The organism is Chryseobacterium limigenitum (assembly GCF_900114875.1).
Taxonomy (GTDB): Bacteria; Bacteroidota; Bacteroidia; order Flavobacteriales; family Weeksellaceae; genus Chryseobacterium; species Chryseobacterium limigenitum.
In genome coordinates this window covers 101072-117842 of the sequence record NZ_FPKW01000005.1, presented here as the reverse complement: position 1 = coordinate 117842, position 16771 = coordinate 101072, and the positions used below count along the sequence as shown (strand labels likewise).

General features: G+C 31.8%; 17 protein-coding genes and 1 tRNA gene. 7 read left to right on the top strand and 11 right to left on the bottom strand.

What is annotated here, in order from left to right:
• Positions 1–4: 4 nt before the first annotated feature.
• The 7 genes from gwsS to BT156_RS08450 all read right to left on the bottom strand — a co-directional run bounded on the left by gwsS (position 5) and on the right by BT156_RS08450 (position 5458).
• Positions 5–1015 (bottom strand): grasp-with-spasm system SPASM domain peptide maturase, encoded by a 1011-nt coding sequence (gwsS, locus tag BT156_RS08480; RefSeq protein ID WP_072409125.1) that lies wholly within the window; start codon positions 1013–1015, stop codon positions 5–7.
• A complete protein-coding gene (locus BT156_RS08475) occupies positions 1008–1187 on the bottom strand; it encodes a hypothetical protein (RefSeq protein ID WP_072409123.1) in 180 nt (59 codons plus the stop codon). Before BT156_RS08475 ends, gwsS begins: the two co-directional genes overlap by 8 nt.
• On the bottom strand, positions 1184–2113 hold the full coding sequence (gwsG, locus tag BT156_RS08470; protein WP_072409122.1) for a grasp-with-spasm system ATP-grasp peptide maturase: 930 nt from the start codon (positions 2111–2113) through the stop codon (positions 1184–1186). The genes BT156_RS08475 and gwsG overlap by 4 nt, the downstream gene beginning before the upstream one ends.
• The gene (locus tag BT156_RS08465; protein ID WP_072409120.1) at positions 2110–3030 is read right to left on the bottom strand and encodes a hypothetical protein; all 921 of its coding nucleotides are present in this window, start codon (positions 3028–3030) and stop codon (positions 2110–2112) included. The genes gwsG and BT156_RS08465 overlap by 4 nt, the downstream gene beginning before the upstream one ends.
• A gap of 56 nt (positions 3031–3086) precedes the next feature.
• The gene (locus tag BT156_RS22050) at positions 3087–3230 is read right to left on the bottom strand and encodes a hypothetical protein (RefSeq protein ID WP_170857286.1); all 144 of its coding nucleotides are present in this window, start codon (positions 3228–3230) and stop codon (positions 3087–3089) included.
• A 133-nt stretch (positions 3231–3363) separates the two neighbouring features.
• Positions 3364–4455: an acyltransferase family protein gene (locus BT156_RS08455; protein ID WP_072409116.1), complete on the bottom strand. Its 1092-nt coding sequence runs from the start codon at positions 4453–4455 to the stop codon at positions 3364–3366.
• 115 nt (positions 4456–4570) lie between these two features.
• Positions 4571–5458: a neutral zinc metallopeptidase gene (locus BT156_RS08450; protein ID WP_072409114.1), complete on the bottom strand. Its 888-nt coding sequence runs from the start codon at positions 5456–5458 to the stop codon at positions 4571–4573.
• 183 nt (positions 5459–5641) lie between these two features.
• Between BT156_RS08450 and rplU the strand changes: the two genes are divergently transcribed.
• The 3 genes from rplU to BT156_RS22295 all read left to right on the top strand — a co-directional run bounded on the left by rplU (position 5642) and on the right by BT156_RS22295 (position 7096).
• Positions 5642–6217, top strand: a complete 576-nt coding sequence (gene rplU / locus BT156_RS08445; protein ID WP_072409112.1) for a 50S ribosomal protein L21 — start codon at positions 5642–5644, stop codon at positions 6215–6217.
• A gap of 12 nt (positions 6218–6229) precedes the next feature.
• Positions 6230–6487 (top strand): 50S ribosomal protein L27, encoded by a 258-nt coding sequence (rpmA, locus tag BT156_RS08440; protein ID WP_034701234.1) that lies wholly within the window; start codon positions 6230–6232, stop codon positions 6485–6487.
• 423 nt (positions 6488–6910) lie between these two features.
• Positions 6911–7096 (top strand): bacteriocin-like protein, encoded by a 186-nt coding sequence (locus BT156_RS22295; RefSeq protein WP_072409108.1) that lies wholly within the window; start codon positions 6911–6913, stop codon positions 7094–7096.
• Between the two features lie 43 nt (positions 7097–7139).
• On the opposite strand, the gene BT156_RS08425 is transcribed toward BT156_RS22295, so the two are convergent.
• The 4 genes from BT156_RS08425 to BT156_RS08410 form a co-directional block, all read right to left on the bottom strand.
• Positions 7140–9665, bottom strand: a complete 2526-nt coding sequence (locus BT156_RS08425) for a DUF5686 family protein (protein WP_170857285.1) — start codon at positions 9663–9665, stop codon at positions 7140–7142.
• Positions 9666–9840: 175 nt separating this feature from the next.
• The gene (locus tag BT156_RS08420) at positions 9841–11322 is read right to left on the bottom strand and encodes a hypothetical protein (RefSeq protein ID WP_072409106.1); all 1482 of its coding nucleotides are present in this window, start codon (positions 11320–11322) and stop codon (positions 9841–9843) included.
• A gap of 201 nt (positions 11323–11523) precedes the next feature.
• Positions 11524–11597 (bottom strand) — tRNA-Asn (locus BT156_RS08415).
• 259 nt (positions 11598–11856) lie between these two features.
• A complete protein-coding gene (locus tag BT156_RS08410) occupies positions 11857–12408 on the bottom strand; it encodes a GNAT family N-acetyltransferase (RefSeq protein ID WP_228430058.1) in 552 nt (183 codons plus the stop codon).
• Positions 12409–12787: 379 nt separating this feature from the next.
• Here BT156_RS08410 and BT156_RS08405 point away from each other — a divergent pair, with 379 nt between their 5' ends.
• The 4 genes from BT156_RS08405 to BT156_RS08390 all read left to right on the top strand — a co-directional run bounded on the left by BT156_RS08405 (position 12788) and on the right by BT156_RS08390 (position 16707).
• Entirely contained in the window at positions 12788–14038 is a 1251-nt protein-coding gene (locus BT156_RS08405) for a tyrosine-type recombinase/integrase (RefSeq protein ID WP_072409104.1), read from the top strand.
• Complete coding sequence (locus BT156_RS08400) at positions 14035–14568, top strand: transposase (RefSeq protein ID WP_072409102.1); 534 nt, start codon at positions 14035–14037, stop codon at positions 14566–14568. Before BT156_RS08405 ends, BT156_RS08400 begins: the two co-directional genes overlap by 4 nt.
• A gap of 136 nt (positions 14569–14704) precedes the next feature.
• Complete coding sequence (locus BT156_RS08395) at positions 14705–15055, top strand: helix-turn-helix domain-containing protein (RefSeq protein WP_072409100.1); 351 nt, start codon at positions 14705–14707, stop codon at positions 15053–15055.
• Positions 15056–15399: 344 nt separating this feature from the next.
• Positions 15400–16707, top strand: a complete 1308-nt coding sequence (locus BT156_RS08390; RefSeq protein WP_072409098.1) for a BT4734/BF3469 family protein — start codon at positions 15400–15402, stop codon at positions 16705–16707.
• The last annotated feature ends 64 nt before the right edge of the window (positions 16708–16771 follow it).

Genomic DNA, 16771 nt, shown 5'->3' with positions numbered 1-16771 from the left:
AGTATTATAATTCAGCCCAATCATTTGTATATGGGTCATATTCGCATTTAGTTTCGAAATACCATTGTGAGTTTTCAGTTTTTAATGGCCGTCTTTGATCAATACACATATATCTGTGCTCGCAGTCTTTGCAAATAAGGATGTTATCTTTTGCTGTATTCCAATATTTTTGAAAAGAATTTGTTGTGACAATATTTTTCAATTCACAGGTATGGATATTTCCAAAAGATTCATTGTCGTACGGGCTATTTTTTATTTCTCCGTCTTTTCCAATATAGATTTTTTTGTTGTAAAACGTGTTTTTGTGCTGTGCTTCGGTAAATATTTTGGAGTTTAATACGAAGTTTTTTTTATAGTTTTCCTGATGTCTGCCTTGCCTAAAAGAAATGGGATGAACTAAATCATCTTCTGCATTTTTAAATGTTTCCGGAATTTCTTCAACAATTATATTACTTATATAGTTAAACTTTTCAATTAATTTTTTCAGTTTTTCTAATGAAAATGAATGATGATATGTTAATACTAATTGAATAGAGAATATAATATTTCCGTTAAACATTTCTAATGTTTCTTCCAAATAATCTAGATTCGCATCTACCTGAATTCTCAGCAATACATAATTGCAGCTAACGCTTTCAAGTTCTTTTATGATTTTTGGAAGATGTGAATTTGAAGATAGATCAATAACGGCATTTGAAATTATAGAAGGAGAGTCAAATTCCAGGCTCATTGGAGGAAAAAGTTTTTCATCAAGGTTATCGATGGAAAAAATGTATTCTTCTTCCAATAGAAAATCTACATATTCATTGAATGCATCTATTGAATCGGGTTCATTTTTGTAAAGAGAATAATATTCCGTACAGTCAATGACGCCTCGGTTTTGAGTTAAAATAGAATAAAGGTCATTGGGAATATAATTGTAATCGTATCGCATTAAGTCGTAAATAATACTTCTTTTATACCCTTTTACAGGGATACAATTACTGAAAAGCATATACCTTTTGTGCTTAGTCATAGTTTAATATACTTTTGTAGAAAGGATAGCAAAGAAATTTTTTCGTTTGATATTTTTTAATGCTTACTGCTGGTTCTTTCTTTTGATTTATTTCATTTATTACCCAATGCTGGCTTATAAAAGGGAGATTTTTTTTATTTTCAATTATTTTTTTTATTTCTTTTTCATTCATAATAATTCTTCAGCAATTTTTCTTTCTAAATAGTAATTGCAAGGCCCTGAAACCTGAGCAAATTGACCGATAGGATTTACCTCAAGGAAATAATATTTTGAATCTTTTGATAAGATCAAATCATATGATCCTGAGTTGATATTTAATTTTTCATTTAAAGTTTTTAATTTTTCTTCAATTTCCTCCGGAAGCTTGAAGGGGGCAACTCTGTTAGGTTTTGTTCTATTGTAATCTCTGAAATCAATGGTTGTCTGCCCGTCATTCTGAGAAAATATTGCGGATGAGTAAAAGGTGTCATTTATAAAAAAGCTTCTTATTTCAATTTCTTTGTCGATATATTCCTGAAATAAAGAATGACTGAAATTTTCTTCAAAATTAATGATATCTTCTGTTTCTACGATCTTAGTGAGTGCTCCCATCATATAATTTTCAATCTTGAAAAAAGGAAGCCCCTGTATATGTTTAGTGATAATTTTTTGATGCTTTTCTTTGAATTCCAGTAGATCTGATTTATTATTTGTAATAATATAATCGGGAACATCCAATCCGCATTTTTCTGCTAGTTCGGAAACGATAAGTTTATTAACGTTGTCGTATTTGTAATTTCCAATATGTTTTTTATCTAACAATTTTAATTGTAATAATTCAAAAGCATCTTCATTTTCTGTTTTTAAAAAATTATTCAGGCTGTTCTTTTCATTTTCTTTTGTCAAAAAAAAATGTCCTCTTCTATACCAAAATGATTTTATTTTATTGAAATCAACTTCTTCGCCATTCAGCACTAAAATAATATGATGCCTGTCTAATCTTTTTATTTCTACAAAAGTATTGTCATCAAGTCTTAAAAAATCTTCACCAAAAAAAGAGAGCCACTGAATAACACTTTGCGTTGAGGCATCATTGGCACTTGTTTGAATAATAATCATTTAGAGATATAATTTTCCGGAAGTTTTACATTTTTGATTTTCGCATATCTTTTCAAATCAATTAATCCAATGGAAGCTCTCAGACTATCAACTTTTTCGGGATATTTTAGAGGATAGATTTGTTTTGTTTTCCAATTAATATGATAACCATAGATTTGTTTTTCCCCTTTATCTACAACCATTTGCATATTGTCAACAAATTGAGCGTAATTAGTTGGGCCGTATGATGTTCCTGAACATAGCTCTTCTCTAAGTTTTCTTTCGAAGAAGTTGTAATTTACGGTATCTATTGAGTCTTCTCTTGTATGATGCAATAGCATTACTTTTACAGGCATTAATTCTAAACCTAATTGAGAAGGTTGAGGTAGAAGGCCATTGTTTTCTTTTTCAACGTATTCTCTGAGTGATGTAAGGTTATTTTTAAAGATCATTTTCCTTATAGGATGTTGTGCGTTTCTGCCTCCCCCAATATTTTCTTTCGCGAAATATTGATCCGGGTTATACCAATAATATACCTTTTGGTATAAATTATAATCTATTTTACCAAAAAAAGCACCTCTTAATTCATGAGACTTTTTAATTAATACTAAACTATCCTTTTGGGATAGAGAAGAATAAATTTCCTTATCAAAATCATTTATATTATAGCCATTACTCAAAGCCTTTTCTAGAAATTGTAATGCTTTTTTTTTGTTTTCTAATTTTAAGTAAAGTTTGGCAATAGAATAATCTAAATAATCAACATTGTATTGTTTTAGTATTAAATTATACTGTTCAATTGCTTTTTTATAATTCTTTTCTACGGTAGCTTCATAGTTTGCTTCGTTTTCTAAAAAGTATAAATCTTGGTTTTTGCATTTGATTTGAGAAAAAAACGAAGCGGGTAATAATAGAAAAAGTATGATGATTTTATCCATGATAATTAAAAAAGAGGTTATTGCTAACCTCTTTGTACATTTTTAAATGAATATAACTAAGGAGCTGGAACACTCGCCGTATCACCACAAGGATCATTATCTTTTGCAGTACATTTGTCCGGATTATCTACACATCCTGTTTCCGGATCTGTTCCAAGACCAAATGAAGCAGCTAGTTTCCCACCTTTAATTAAACTCATTTTTTCAAATTTCTTTGAATTTAGTTTTTCTAATTTTTTCATGTATTTAGTTTATTTATACTTAGACAAATATAATATTATTGATTAATTATATCTGAAAATGTATAAATTTTAACTATTTTTTGATATTATGTTAACTATTTCTCGTTTTTCTTCTTAAAATCTCTAAAAAATTCCATCCAAAATTGTCAACTTTTTTCACTCCTGCTGAAATAATAAAGGCTAACATAATATTAATAACATAAATTAACACCATCAAAATCCACCAAGAGATGTTTTCTTTCAACGGTACAACGAGAAAATATACGATTGATGAACTTAATCCTTGAGCAAAATAAAAAAAGATGGCATTTTTTCCGATATAAGTAACAAAATTTTCTTTCGTAATTTTTAATCTATTGTAGAAGATGAATAGGGTAGCCAAAGAAAATAGAGTCCATATTATATAAGGAATCTTCGGAGGGAATTTATTTTTATTGATTTTATAAAATACTTCGCTTCCATAATACCAAAACATCCAGGCTAATGCTGCGGCAACAATTCCGTAAAGAACGGGAATCATCTTAGTTGGAATTTTTTTACCACGCATTCTGTTGGCAATTAAGAAAATGGCCATATAAAAAGCGACATAACCAACTTGTCCGGTCGGGTAAAACCACGGGAAAATATTAAATAATAGGGTTAAAGCAATGCAAATCCCAATAAACCAATTAATATGTTTTGGGAAGAATTTTAAAATTAAAACTCCAAAAATTGTTAAAATAAAATACACTTTCAAATACCAGAAACTCCCCATTACAACGGGAAAAGTGTCCGCATTTGTATATTGATGAAGATACCAATTTCCGAGATTTTGCCATTGTGGAACTGTAGAAATACTTGTTGTGGAATATTTTGAACCAAATGTTGAGTAGAATTTCTGTAGCCATTCTAATGAGAAAAAACTCAGCCCCAAAACTTTAAAAAAGTAATCAAGAAAGAATAAAAATGTCACAAAGATCATGTAAGTGATCTGCAATTTTAATAATCTGTAAAAAGTTTTCTCAATATTTGAACCTGAAGTAATTCCACTTAAAGCATAGAATAAGGCAACATCAAAAACCAGAGAAAATACTCTTACCTCGGCCGGAATATAAAACTGGCCAGACCAGAATGCGGTATGAATAAATATAATAGAAAGCGTTGCCAGCCCTTTTGCAAAATCAATGTAGAGATCTCTGTTCATTATAATAGATGGTAAACTTCAAAAGTAAATAAAGTTTAGGAATTATTTCAAATAAATAAAAAGAGGTAAAGCGAATCGTTTACCTCCTTTCTTTAAATATACTAAAAATGAATGTTTACTTAAGATCTTTGAATTCCTCAGCTGAAATTTCTCCAGTCTGAATTTTTCTTAACTCATCAATATATTGACTCATATAAGCATCAATTTCAGGGTTTCTGGTGTTTTTTGCCTGTTTGTAAGTTCCATTTAAAACTCCTTGATAATAATAGAAGAAGTTATAATCGAAGTCGGCGGCTGAAAGATTATACTGTCCTAAGAGAAATCCTAAACGAACTGCAGATCTTCTCTGTGGCGGAGTTCCGTGGTGTCCCGCGCTTGTTGTCTGGTAGTCTCCGATGCTTTGAGCAAATTCATAAGCTGCTGCAATTTGCGCAAATGTTGTTTGATTGTAACCGTTCGGTCTTCTCAGATAGTATCCTGCGAAACCGTCAGCTTCCAGTTCATTTGGTCTTGCAGTAGATTCACTCACAGAAGGTAGATTGTAACGATACTGAAGCTGGTGGCCATATTCGTGGGCAAGAATCATCGCATTTACAATGTCTCCGCCTTTTGCTTTTGCATCATAATAAATGGCGTATCCATAATAGATCTTTCCATTTGAATATGAAATTGCATTGTACGTTGAATTTGGGTTTGATGCATCATCCACAAATCTGAAAGTTAAACTTGTTCCGCCCCAAAGACTGATGATCTTGGTCATTTGAGCATTCATGAAATTGGTGTCAGTTGTAGTTTTAAGTCCTGTTTTCAACACTGCAGTTGAGCTCCAATACTGATCAACGTAAGAACACTGTCTTTGCAAAGTTCCTGGCTGTTCGATTTTTGAAGTTTCGGTTTGAGATTCCGGAAGAACGCTGTCTTCCATTTTGTCGTCGTTACATGCTGTAAGTGAGAATGCAGCAATGGCTCCTGCTATTAAGCAGAAATTAAAGTTCATTTTCATATAAAATATTTTTTGGTGAAAACGAAGGTATAAAATAATCTGTTATGAACGAGCAAATTAATGTTAAAAATTATTCAAAGCATAGTGAAATGATTGTCGTGTAAAAAAGATTGATTTGATTATAAGGTAATTGAAAATTAATTCTTATATTTGCACCTCGAATTAACTAAAAATTTATAAACAATGTTTGCAATTGTAGAAATAGCAGGGCTTCAATACAAAGTTGAGCAAGACCAGAAGTTGTTTGTAAACCGTTTGAAAGGAGAAAAAGGAGATAAAGTATCTTTCGATAAGATTCTTCTTACTGTAAACGGTTCAATCACTGTTGGCGCCCCAGCTGTAAGCGGTATCGTAGTAGATGCTGAAATTTTAGATCATGTAAAAGCTGATAAAGTAATCGTTTTCAAAAAGAAAAGAAGAAAAGGTTATCAGGTAAAAAATGGTCACAGACAATCTTTAACTCAAATTCAAATCACTGGTATCACTGGTTTTGAAGGAGCACCAAAGAAAGCTGCTAAAAAAGAAACTGTGAAAGCTGAAGTTCTTTCAGACAACGCAACTGTTAACTTTAGTGAAGATCACGAGCTGAACTATCACTTGAAGAAAAACAACTTGTCTCAGTCTAAAGAAAACAGAGAAACTTTAATTACTTTAGGTAAAGCAGTTAAAGTTGAATTAGAGAAAACTGTTCTTACTCACGAAGAAGTAGATGCTGCTATCGTTAAGAACATTGATCAATTTAAAGCACTTAATAAATAATACTGTAATAAAATGGCACACAAGAAAGGAGTCGGTAGTTCCAAGAACGGTAGAGAATCTCACTCTAAAAGATTAGGTGTGAAGATCTTCGGAGGACAAGAAGCTATTGCCGGAAACATTATTATCAGACAAAGAGGTACGCAACACCACCCAGGTACTAACGTGGGAATGGGTAAAGACCACACTTTGTTTGCTCTAGTAGACGGTAAAGTAGTTTTCAGAAAGAAAGCAAACAACAGATCTTTCGTATCTGTAGAACCAAACGCATAATTTTAAGCGTTCTATAAAAATGTAATCCTCGGCCTTTGGTCGGGGATTTTTTTTGTTTGAAGATTTTTGGCTTCGTTGAATTGCATCTTCATTTTTTTGAGGATTTGATTATATCGAAAAGCAATTTTATTTGAAGCTTTTTCCTGCTTTCCGCACTCGCTATTTTTAATGTTTCGGCTGCGGCGGCGAAGCCGCCGCAGCCGAAACATTAAAAAATGAGCTCAAACAAATGCTCCAATCAGGGCTAGGGTTGTTGCCGTGTTTTTAAACATTTGTAAAATCTGCAAAATTTGTCATTCTGTAAGAATCCGGATACAAGTACTTTTCAGTTTGTTTTCTAATGTTTTTTACTCAATTCTGTAAAGAATATTTTTCTTAAATTTCCAATGTTTAATTAAATCATCAAACTAAAAATTAATCATTATGAAAAATTTAAAGAAAATCAACAGAGAAGAACTTAAAAATGTAATGGGAGGAGCGCTTCCGGTAAAAGATTGTTTACCATGCGATGTGTATTGCAAAATCCCGGAAGGTGAGAGACCTTCTTGTAATGTTGTCTATATTGTAGCTCATTGTAACAGCTGCAAAGATTATCCGGCAGAATCTTAATGAAATAAAAAACTCCTTGCTCAATGAACAAGGAGTTTATATTTTAAAATCCAACCTGGAATCCTGCTTTGATACCGAATTTGGAAATATCCGGCCGGTCAAGATAATTTCCTCGCCAGTTAAAATCTACTCTGAAAATTCTTAAGTTTCCGAAACCGATGTTCTCGATCCCAAAACCATATTCGTAATAAATTTGTTCACTTGGTGCAGAATATTTGAAACCTTCAACATTGATAGATTTTGAGGCATCACTTAAAGTTCCGTAAGCTCCTCTAATGAAAGCGACTTCTCTCAATTTAAGCTTTTTAATTAAAGGAATATAAGAAAGTATCTTTCCGTTAAAATGATGCTCTAAATGTAGGGTTGTATAAGTATCTGCAACAAATTCATAATAATTAAGCTGTGCAAAAGTATTTCCAACCAAGCTGTAAGACTGGTTTCCCGGAATAACATTCTGTAAAGCCAGCGGTACGGTATCGAAATTTTTACCTGCTTCAAAATTAATTAATGTTTTACCCCAGCTTCCGATCAAAACGGGCTTGTAGAACATGAATTGAAGCTTATTGTAGTTGAAATCTGCATTAAACAGACCTTCGATACCTCTGGTATATTTTAAAACAATCGTTGGTGCTAAAGTTCCGTGTTCGTATCTGTCGACTCCGGTTTGTGAGAATTTTGCTCCCGGCCTTGCGATCAAGCTAATAGTAACATGAGAATCGTTAACGGTTTTTCTCAGATCACCATTTCTGTAATACATCAGGTTAAATCCGTCAGGGTTAGCAGACTTAATACTTTGCATGGTTCCGTCAACGCGAATCTGGAAATTTTTCCAGGGCTCGATAGACGTGAATATATTGGTTTGATTTAATGAACTTAATGAAGCGTTTTCACCTCTCGCAAAAACTGTTGATGAAGCAAATGAACGAGCCATGATGCCGTCATCAGTTGTTAACTGTACTCCAAGCTGTAAGATGTCTCTTCTATTTCCGGCTCCAATCATGAATCTGTTGACTCTGTTGAACATGTATCGACCTTCAACACCATATTTAACCTGTTGATCTTTAAATCCGTAAGCAGTATAAAACTGAACTCTCCAAGGATCATTCTGGGTGAAATAGGTTCTTGCACCTAATCTTATTCTGTCGCCTTCTACTTCATTTTTCCCGTAAATAGAGAATATTGGGCCAATATCTATTCCTTTGGTAACGTTATAATATCCGGAACCTAATGTTTCGTATAATTTTACAAGACGGTTGAATTTTGGTGTTTTTTGAAGCTTATCAAGCATATCATAAACGCCCTGTTCAGATTTGGATAAAGAATCCGGTCGGGCTTTCATCCAATAGGCATCGTCTTTATCTACAAATTTATTGTCATACTCTTCTTCTCTTCGTACAAAGACTTTATCTTCAAGAGGTTTGTTGAAGTCGTAGTCGGAATAATCAACAGATCTTTTAGCAATAATACTTTTTGAAGTCTTCTTTTTAGAAAAAGGAGTCATTTCAATTTCCGTAACAAACTTTTTAGGTAAAAAAGTATTCTCATCGGGATTATCATATTCCAACTCGGTTGAAATAGCGTTAATGAAATTAACGTTGATCTTTTGTGTTGATTTTAATGTAGCCCCTAGAACCGCATAACTGTCGGTGTCAATATAAAGATATCCCTGAAATGCCAAAACCTCAGTTCTTTTTGGCTGATATCTTATTTTGTAGGCATTTTCTCCATTTATGGAAATTGTATCAACAAGATTATAATCGTAAGTACTGAAACCATTTCCTCCAACTGGACTTGGAAATCCGATGTCGAAATAATTTAAAGTATTATCATAAATATTAATATCACGATAGAGGTTTTTAGCCGTTAAAGTTATAATCTGATTATCCTGAAAACCTGATGTTTTTTGGGCAATTAAAAGTCTTTTTGTCTTTTTTGCGGGTTTATTTTCTCCAAAATTGGTGTAAACAGCTTCGTTGAGGAAAATAGGAAGTGCCATTTTTCCGCTTGCTGTAGAATCTGCATAATCAAATATGAAATCTAGCTTATTGAAGATTTTCTTCTTCATAAAGGTGCTGTCCAGGTTGTTGGCATCAAACTGAATTTTTTCGTATTCCTTATAAGTGTAAGTGTCGAATTTATCTAAACCGTTGTTTCTCTTTCTTTTCCAGACCTCTTGCATAATTGCGTAAGCCGGATTTTCTTTTTTATTCTTGTATTTTGTTTTTTCGTTATGAATAACAACTTCTTGAATACTTTCTACTTTTTCCTGAGATAATTTTACGAAAAGACTGTTAGCGTTTTCAGGGGTAACGGTTATGTTCTCTAACGCATAGTTTTTTCTCAGAAATTTTAATTTATAAATAATGCTGTCCGACTGTACACTGAAATTTCCTGTCGTTGTAGTTAAAGCCGGATTGTTGTTATCATTTATGAAAACGTCTACACCTGTGATTTCTTTATTTGTTTTAGCATCTAAAATTTTGCCGTTTGCTGTGTTTTGAGCGCAGATAAGGCTGGTTAAAAACAGAAAAAAAGAGAAAGAGTAATATTTGGAATTATTAATTGACATTTGTTGTTTCTTCAGGCATTAGCATAAACAAAAAGTATGCTGTTTATTTATAAAATAGTAAAATTTAAAAAGATTTCCGTAAATAAATACAAAAGTGCAAAGTTAACAAAATAACACCATCAAAATGACGGTGTTATAGTTATTAATTTGTTAAAATGATAAATACTTAAAAGGCCTATCTTTGAAGCTCTACAAAAATATATCCCAGGGCTCCAAAACCTAAGCTGTCGCCATCTGCAATATTTACATTAACTCTATAAAAAGTTCTGTCTGTATAAGAGAAAAAATTGAATTGTGCGTGGCTGTCCTGTACGCAATTTAATGGAAGTGATGTAATATCGGCAAAAGTTGGTGTAACCGTTATCGGTGTTGTATTAACGAAAGAGGAAGTGTTTTGTGCTGTTAGAAACATTGCGTGCTGTACTCCTAAATTATTAGCTCCGCTTGTGGATCTTACCTGAATATATGTTTGGGTTGTAGTACATGTCGTTGTTGGATATCGAAACTCTAGTGATCCGATGGTAATTAATGAACTTGTAGCAGAGCTTGCATTAATACTGAAAGATTTAAAATTTGTAGTTAAAGGAGCGGTATTCTGTACTACAACATTTCCGGTGGCGTCTACTCCTAAGGCTGCAGCATTCTGTGTAGTGGCTGTTGTATTGTTTATATTGGTGAATTTTAATCCGGAAGTTCCTGTTGTGCCAGATGCTACCTCAAGCCTTGCTGTAGGAGCAGAAGTTCCGATACCTACATTTCCTTTAGGTGTGGCTAAAGTTCCATTTACATCTGTTCCGAAAATAATATTGCCAATATTCATTTGATTATTTGCTGTCTGGTCGGGAAGACCTGTGTTTATTCCTAACATTAGATTTCTGGATCCGGTAGTAATTCCTACGCCAGTTCCTCCTGCGTTTGAATCAAAACCGGCTTGATAGCCTATTCCAATATTGTTGGAACCAGTAGTTAAAGAGCGTAGTGCTAAATAACCTATGCCGGTGTTTGCTCCAGCGGTTGAGTTTGTTAATGATTCGTACCCAATTGCTGTATTTTGATTTCCAAGAATATTACTATTTAAAGCGCTGGCTCCAATGGCGGTATTACGATTTCCTGTCGTATTTGCGCTAAGTGCCTGGAATCCAAAAGCTACGTTGAGCGGACCTGTAATATTATAAGCAAAAGTATTTAGTCCAAAACTTGTGTTAAAAAATGGAATACTACTGAGTGTACCGGCATTTGTATTATTTATTTTAAAAACAACCGGTTGGTTGTCGCTGGTTCCTATGAAGTTGTTGGAGGGATTTGTTCCTGTATTTCCTGTCAAGTGCCAATCATTGTTGTTATTGGATGTTATTACTGCTGTCCATTTTGTGCCGTCAAAGTAGTAAAAGCCTGTGGATGTAATGTCAACAGCAATTCCTGTGGCTGTTCCTATTGAAATGTCATTTACATAAATAAGTGTAGATGTTGGAACTGCTGTCATTAACTGTGCTCGCTGAAGGTTTACTCTGGGAATCAGCATACCGTCTACATTTGTTGTGGCGCCTGTTGAAGCTTGGGCTGTAATGTCTAAGGTAGACGTTGGGGTGCTGTTGTTAATACCAACCTGAGAAAAAATAGCAGAAGGTATTAATGTTAATAAAATTAGTTTTTTCATGAATTCATTTTTTAATTATTCACAAATTAATGATAAAAAAATAATTAAATGCGTTATTTGTCTTTAAATTATCAATATATTTTAGATATAACTTACTGAAGGGTGGGTGTAAACGAATATTGTGAAGAAATCAATAATCAAAACTTGAAAAAGAGAACTATTAGAAACAAAAAAATCCATCAGAATTATCTGATGGATTTGCTCCTCCTCTTGGGCTCGAACCAAGGACCCTCTGATTAACAGTCAGATGCTCTAACCAACTGAGCTAAGGAGGAATTTTCCGTTGTTTTTGGTGATGCAAATATAATATGAATATTGATATGAAGCAAGTGTTTAAAGCAAATTATGGCAGAAAAAATGAATTCCTATTCGATGATTTTTATTTTTTGTAATGATGAAAAAAGTCTGACGTTTTTATCTGTCTATTTTTCAGTATTTTGAAGTTTAATCTAAAGATGAAATTATAAATCAGAAAAAATAAAATATTTTTCAAATTTGCTTAAAAATAATTTTTCAAATCGACTTTTTTGCCAATTAAACGATAAAAACGACCAATTGAAATGCCTCGTCTTTATAATTAAAAGGATTTAAAGGCACCATTCCTAAACCTTCAACATGAGCAGAAAGAGAATGTGGATTTTTATCGTTGATGAAAGCTGCTCCCAGATCATAATTTTTTTTAGTGAAATCTTTCACGGCGGAAAATAGTTTCTTTAAAATTCCTTTTCCTCTCCAATTAGAATTTACTAAAACAGGACCATAAATAAACACTCGATATTCTGGCAATTTTCTGTCATTAAATATTTGTTGAGGAAAACTTTCATACATTGCTTTTACAACAGGATGTCCCGGTAGAGGATTGGTTGTTGCAAGACATACGAACCCTGCTAGTTTACCATCTTCAATAGCAACTAAAACACCTAAGTTTTTATTGATATCATCTAATGTTTCTTCAGTCATACTGGAAACCACGAATCCCTGCTTTTTTTCCTCTTCGGTTAATTGATCCGGTGTGTTGGCGTTTTGTAATTCGATAATAGCTGAATAATCTTTCGGTTCAGCTTGTCTTACAATAATTGAGCTCATTTTTTTTATTTGCAAGATATTGTATTCTAAGATCTTTTAAAAATAAAGAGAAGTGAGTTTGTCTATTTTGAGTATTGAGGAGATTTCAGATATATGCAAAAAAAAGAGTTACAAAATGTTTTGTAACTCTTTTAAGCTTTTGCTCCTCCTCTTGGGCTCGAACCAAGGACCCTCTGATTAACAGTTAGAGGTGATTGAATATTTTATTATGTGTTTATTTATTTAATACTCTTATTTTGTTTGTATTATAGCCTATTTTTAAGTGTTATTATATGTTTGTTATGCTTTTGTTTTATGCAAATTTATATAATTTTTATGCAAATTTTGTGCAAATGGTTTTTTATTTCCATAAATTTGCACAAACAAAATATTAGAAGATATGGAATATAAAATATCAATTGTGCATGATGCAAGGAGGGCAACGGCTGACGGTTCATTTCCTGCCAAATTGAGAGTATATAGTACGTTGCGTAAATCTGCAAAACTTTACAACATCAATAAATATTATACAAAAGAAGATTTTGAAAATATTACAGATAAAAGACCTGCAAAAAGGTATCAGGAAGAAGCTATTGCATTAAAGAGTATAGAAGCAAAGGCGGAGCAGATAGCAAAAAATTTAGAACCTTTTAATTTTCCTGATTTTGAATCCCAGTTTTACGGCAACCTTATAGACAAGAGCAATATATTTGATTACTATAAAGAAGCTATTGAAGGCATGAAAGGAGAAGATAGAATCAAAACTGCAAGTAGTTATAATAGTAGTTTAAAATCATTGAAAAGATTTCTCAACCCCGCCAATCCTGATGCTGTAAATAAGCTCCATATTATTGACATCAATAAAGCATGGTTAAATAAATATGAAAAATATATGCTTGATAATGGTAAATCCTATACCACAATAGGAATTTATTTAAGACCATTGAAAGCTATGTATAATATTGCAATGTCAGAAAATCCTGCTTATGAGAAACATTATCCTTTTGGTAAAGGTCAGTATGAAATTCCTGCCACCGTTAAAGTGAAGAAGGCATTAAAAAAGGACAACTTAAAAATACTTTTTAAAGCTGTTCCTAAAAATAAACTACAGGAAAAAGCAAAGGATTTTTGGTTTTTGTCATACATTTGTAACGGAATGAATATGAATGATATAGCTAGACTCAAATTCAAGGATATATCATTTGAGGAAAATAAACTTACTTTTTACAGAGGGAAAACACAGAGAACAAAAAAAACAAATCTTAAAGAAATTTCTGTTTTACTTACGTCTTTTTCTAAAGTTGTCATAAGTAAATATCAAAAAAAGGAAACAAGCCCTGAAGACTTTGTTTTTAATATTATTTCAAAAGAAGATACAGCCACAGAAAAAGTAAGAAAGATTGAAAACTTTACGAGATTTGTTAATGACCATATTAAAAATCTTGCTAAGGCTAATGAAATTACAGCAGAAATTTCAACTTATTGGGCAAGACATAGTTTTTCTACAATGGCTTTAAATTCTGGGGCTAATATAGAGCTTATAGGAGAGTATTTAGGGCATAGTGACATAAAGACTACAAAGAATTATTTAAGTGGTTTTGATGATGCTAATAAAGAAGCAATCATTAATAAAATCACTGACTTTTTATGATAGTCGGCTATCATTTTATAAAAGTTCCTGATGAAAAGCTTTGTATTAGTTTGTTAAAAGAAATCAAAGAAAAACATGGTATTGTTTGTAGGCGGTGTGACAGTTCAGAGTATTACTGGAAGCAGGATAAAATGGTATTTGAATGCAAAGAATGTAGATTGAGAACATCTTTAAAGGTTGGAACTATTATGAACAGGAGTAGGCTCCCTATTCATTTTTGGGTTGTTGCTGTTAATTGTATTATAAGTGGTTCATTCAAACTCACTATAAAAGATATTCAAAGAAAACTAGAGCATAACAGGTATGAACCCATTTTAGAAATGTGTAATACCATAAAAATGCAGTTGGAAAGGCTAAAGCCTGAAAGAAAATCAGGAACATCATTAATATCTTTTAATGAAATGCCTTTATCTGAACAACATTTTTTTACATGGGCAGAATGTCAAAATGAATCTCATAAGAAAATAGACCAAAAATTGATAATATTATATCTTGAATGGTTGTCAAAAAGTCCTCAAATTTACTATTAGTTTTAGGTGCTTAAACGGATTTAGTAAATTTTTCAAAATATTAATTTTCCCATTTCTATTAGGCTATTTTGTATAGATGTGTTAAAATAATTTTAATGCTTTTTAGCACCTCAAAAATGTGTAATATCTTAGCATTATGAAAGAAATAACAATGCAATTACAGCACAATATTTTTGAAGAATTAGTAGAAAATATTAAAAAGACATTTAAAGAAGAATTGGAAAAAATCAAAGAATCATTGAGCTATTCCAAAGATGAAGAATTATTTTATACACTGGAACAAACCGCAAAGATTTTAGGTATTAAAAAAGAAGCCTTATATGGCATGAACTCCAAAAATGAAATTCCTTACTGCAAGAGATTTGGAAAATGTTATTATCTCAAAGTAGATATATTGAATTATATTCAGGAAGGCAGAATAAAATCTAAATCTGAAATAGAGAAGGAGGCAATAAGCTCTTTAATTAAAACAAGAAAGTATAACTAATATTTTCTTATTGCAAGATCCAACTCTTGCGATCAATCAGGTGACAGTTTGCTTAGAGTGTACATATAAGCTGCTGAAACTATTCTTTTTCAATCCTCAATTTTAACAATAACAAACAAGACATAAACCGTAGTAAAGGTACTAAGGGGAGCTATTGGTATGTCTAAATTTTAAATAAAATATTCAATATTATACAAAAAACAAAAATTCAATGGATAGAAGTCACTTAGAATCTCAAATAACAGCCCAAAAATCAACTAAAATTTTAAAACAATACAAACCCTCAAAAAGTATAGCAAACAAGCTGTATGAGCTATCGCTATACCCTTATTTTAGACAATAAAATGATTAATAAAATAAATAATTGTAAAAACAGAGCTGTCGTAAGCTCATTTAATGACATTGAAGAAGTGGTAAATTTCATTAAATCTCCACCCCAAGAACATATTGAATATGTGGGAAATGCAAGAACCTTAGAAAGAAAATCTAAAGAATACAACTACATTAAAATTCATAAGCTACCTGCAATAACAATTAACTTTAGTTTTTCAAATAATTATATCTCAGGAAAAAACGTTTCAAATCCTACAGGTTATCTTTATTTTGATGTTGACGGAATGACTGAACAGGATTTTGAGATCAATACAACGTATGTATGTGCTTACTGGAGAAGTTTATCCGATACAGGAATGACATTGGTTGTGAAAGTAGACGGATTAACTCCAGATAACTTTAAAGAAGCCACCAAAGAAGTAGCCAGATTGCTAGATATACCTTATGACGAAAAAGCCGTATCAATTGATAGACTGACAATTCTTTCTTATGATTCAAATGCGTATTTTAATGATAATACAGAAGTTATTCCATTATTTCAATTATTATCACCTGATTTGACAGTTTCTGATGAAAAAGAAGCTGCAAAAAATACCCACTACAATAGTATTAACACTAACAATATTAAAAAACTGTCTAAATACGATTGTAATGGGTATAAAATTAGATTTGACAATTTGGATGAACTCTTAGAATCTAAAAATATCAAATATGATGAAAATGGATTTTATGATTTTGGAAAGGACAGCAAATTGAGATATGCTAAAGTCTTTATTCCTTTTACAACTATAGAGTCAGATAGAAGATATTACATACTAGAAAAAATAATTCTTCAATTAGTAGCATTAAATAAAAAAATACCTAAAAAAATTATTCATGCCTGTATTAATAAAATTAACAACAACAGAATGATTCCTCCTATAGAAAGTCAGGCTGTTGAAGATCTTTTAGATAAGACGTATAAAAATATAAAAAACATTGAACCTCATTTTAATGAAGAAAGAAGATTCATTTATGATAAAACAAAAAACCTCACTACAAAAGAAAAAAGAAGTTTAAATATGAAGCAATTGGGAAAAGATAAGTCCAATAAGTCCAAAACAGAATTGTTTAATGTAATGAAGGAATGGGATTTCACCATATACGGCAAAATAACAATCAAAAACCTTTCAAAAACAGCTTCAAAAAACAAAAAGACTGTCCAGAAGTACTATAAAGAATTAAAGGCTAAATTAGCCTTTATAAGCTTAAACACTTTAAAGAATTCTAATACTCTTGAGAAAGAAATAAAATTTAATGATTTAAAAAACTATATTTAATCAAATACTTAGCCTTGACCGAATTTGGTCAAGGTTATTTTTATTGATGAAATGACGAAATCTG

Coding starts and splice junctions, on each gene's coding strand:
- BT156_RS08405 (WP_072409104.1), top strand. CDS start 12,788: ATGGAATATAAAATATCAATTGTGCATGATGCAAGGAGGGCAACGGCT.
- BT156_RS08465 (WP_072409120.1), bottom strand. CDS start 3,030: ATGGATAAAATCATCATACTTTTTCTATTATTACCCGCTTCGTTTTTT.
- rplU (WP_072409112.1), top strand. CDS start 5,642: ATGTTTGCAATTGTAGAAATAGCAGGGCTTCAATACAAAGTTGAGCAA.
- BT156_RS08395 (WP_072409100.1), top strand. CDS start 14,705: ATGAAAGAAATAACAATGCAATTACAGCACAATATTTTTGAAGAATTA.
- gwsG (WP_072409122.1), bottom strand. CDS start 2,113: ATGATTATTATTCAAACAAGTGCCAATGATGCCTCAACGCAAAGTGTT.
- BT156_RS08400 (WP_072409102.1), top strand. CDS start 14,035: ATGATAGTCGGCTATCATTTTATAAAAGTTCCTGATGAAAAGCTTTGT.
- rpmA (WP_034701234.1), top strand. CDS start 6,230: ATGGCACACAAGAAAGGAGTCGGTAGTTCCAAGAACGGTAGAGAATCT.
- BT156_RS08450 (WP_072409114.1), bottom strand. CDS start 5,458: ATGAAAATGAACTTTAATTTCTGCTTAATAGCAGGAGCCATTGCTGCA.
- BT156_RS08455 (WP_072409116.1), bottom strand. CDS start 4,455: ATGAACAGAGATCTCTACATTGATTTTGCAAAAGGGCTGGCAACGCTT.
- BT156_RS22295 (WP_072409108.1), top strand. CDS start 6,911: ATGAAAAATTTAAAGAAAATCAACAGAGAAGAACTTAAAAATGTAATG.
- BT156_RS08420 (WP_072409106.1), bottom strand. CDS start 11,322: ATGAAAAAACTAATTTTATTAACATTAATACCTTCTGCTATTTTTTCT.
- gwsS (WP_072409125.1), bottom strand. CDS start 1,015: ATGACTAAGCACAAAAGGTATATGCTTTTCAGTAATTGTATCCCTGTA.
- BT156_RS08410 (WP_228430058.1), bottom strand. CDS start 12,408: ATGAGCTCAATTATTGTAAGACAAGCTGAACCGAAAGATTATTCAGCT.
- BT156_RS08390 (WP_072409098.1), top strand. CDS start 15,400: ATGATTAATAAAATAAATAATTGTAAAAACAGAGCTGTCGTAAGCTCA.
- BT156_RS22050 (WP_170857286.1), bottom strand. CDS start 3,230: ATGAGTTTAATTAAAGGTGGGAAACTAGCTGCTTCATTTGGTCTTGGA.
- BT156_RS08425 (WP_170857285.1), bottom strand. CDS start 9,665: ATGTCAATTAATAATTCCAAATATTACTCTTTCTCTTTTTTTCTGTTT.
- BT156_RS08475 (WP_072409123.1), bottom strand. CDS start 1,187: ATGAATGAAAAAGAAATAAAAAAAATAATTGAAAATAAAAAAAATCTC.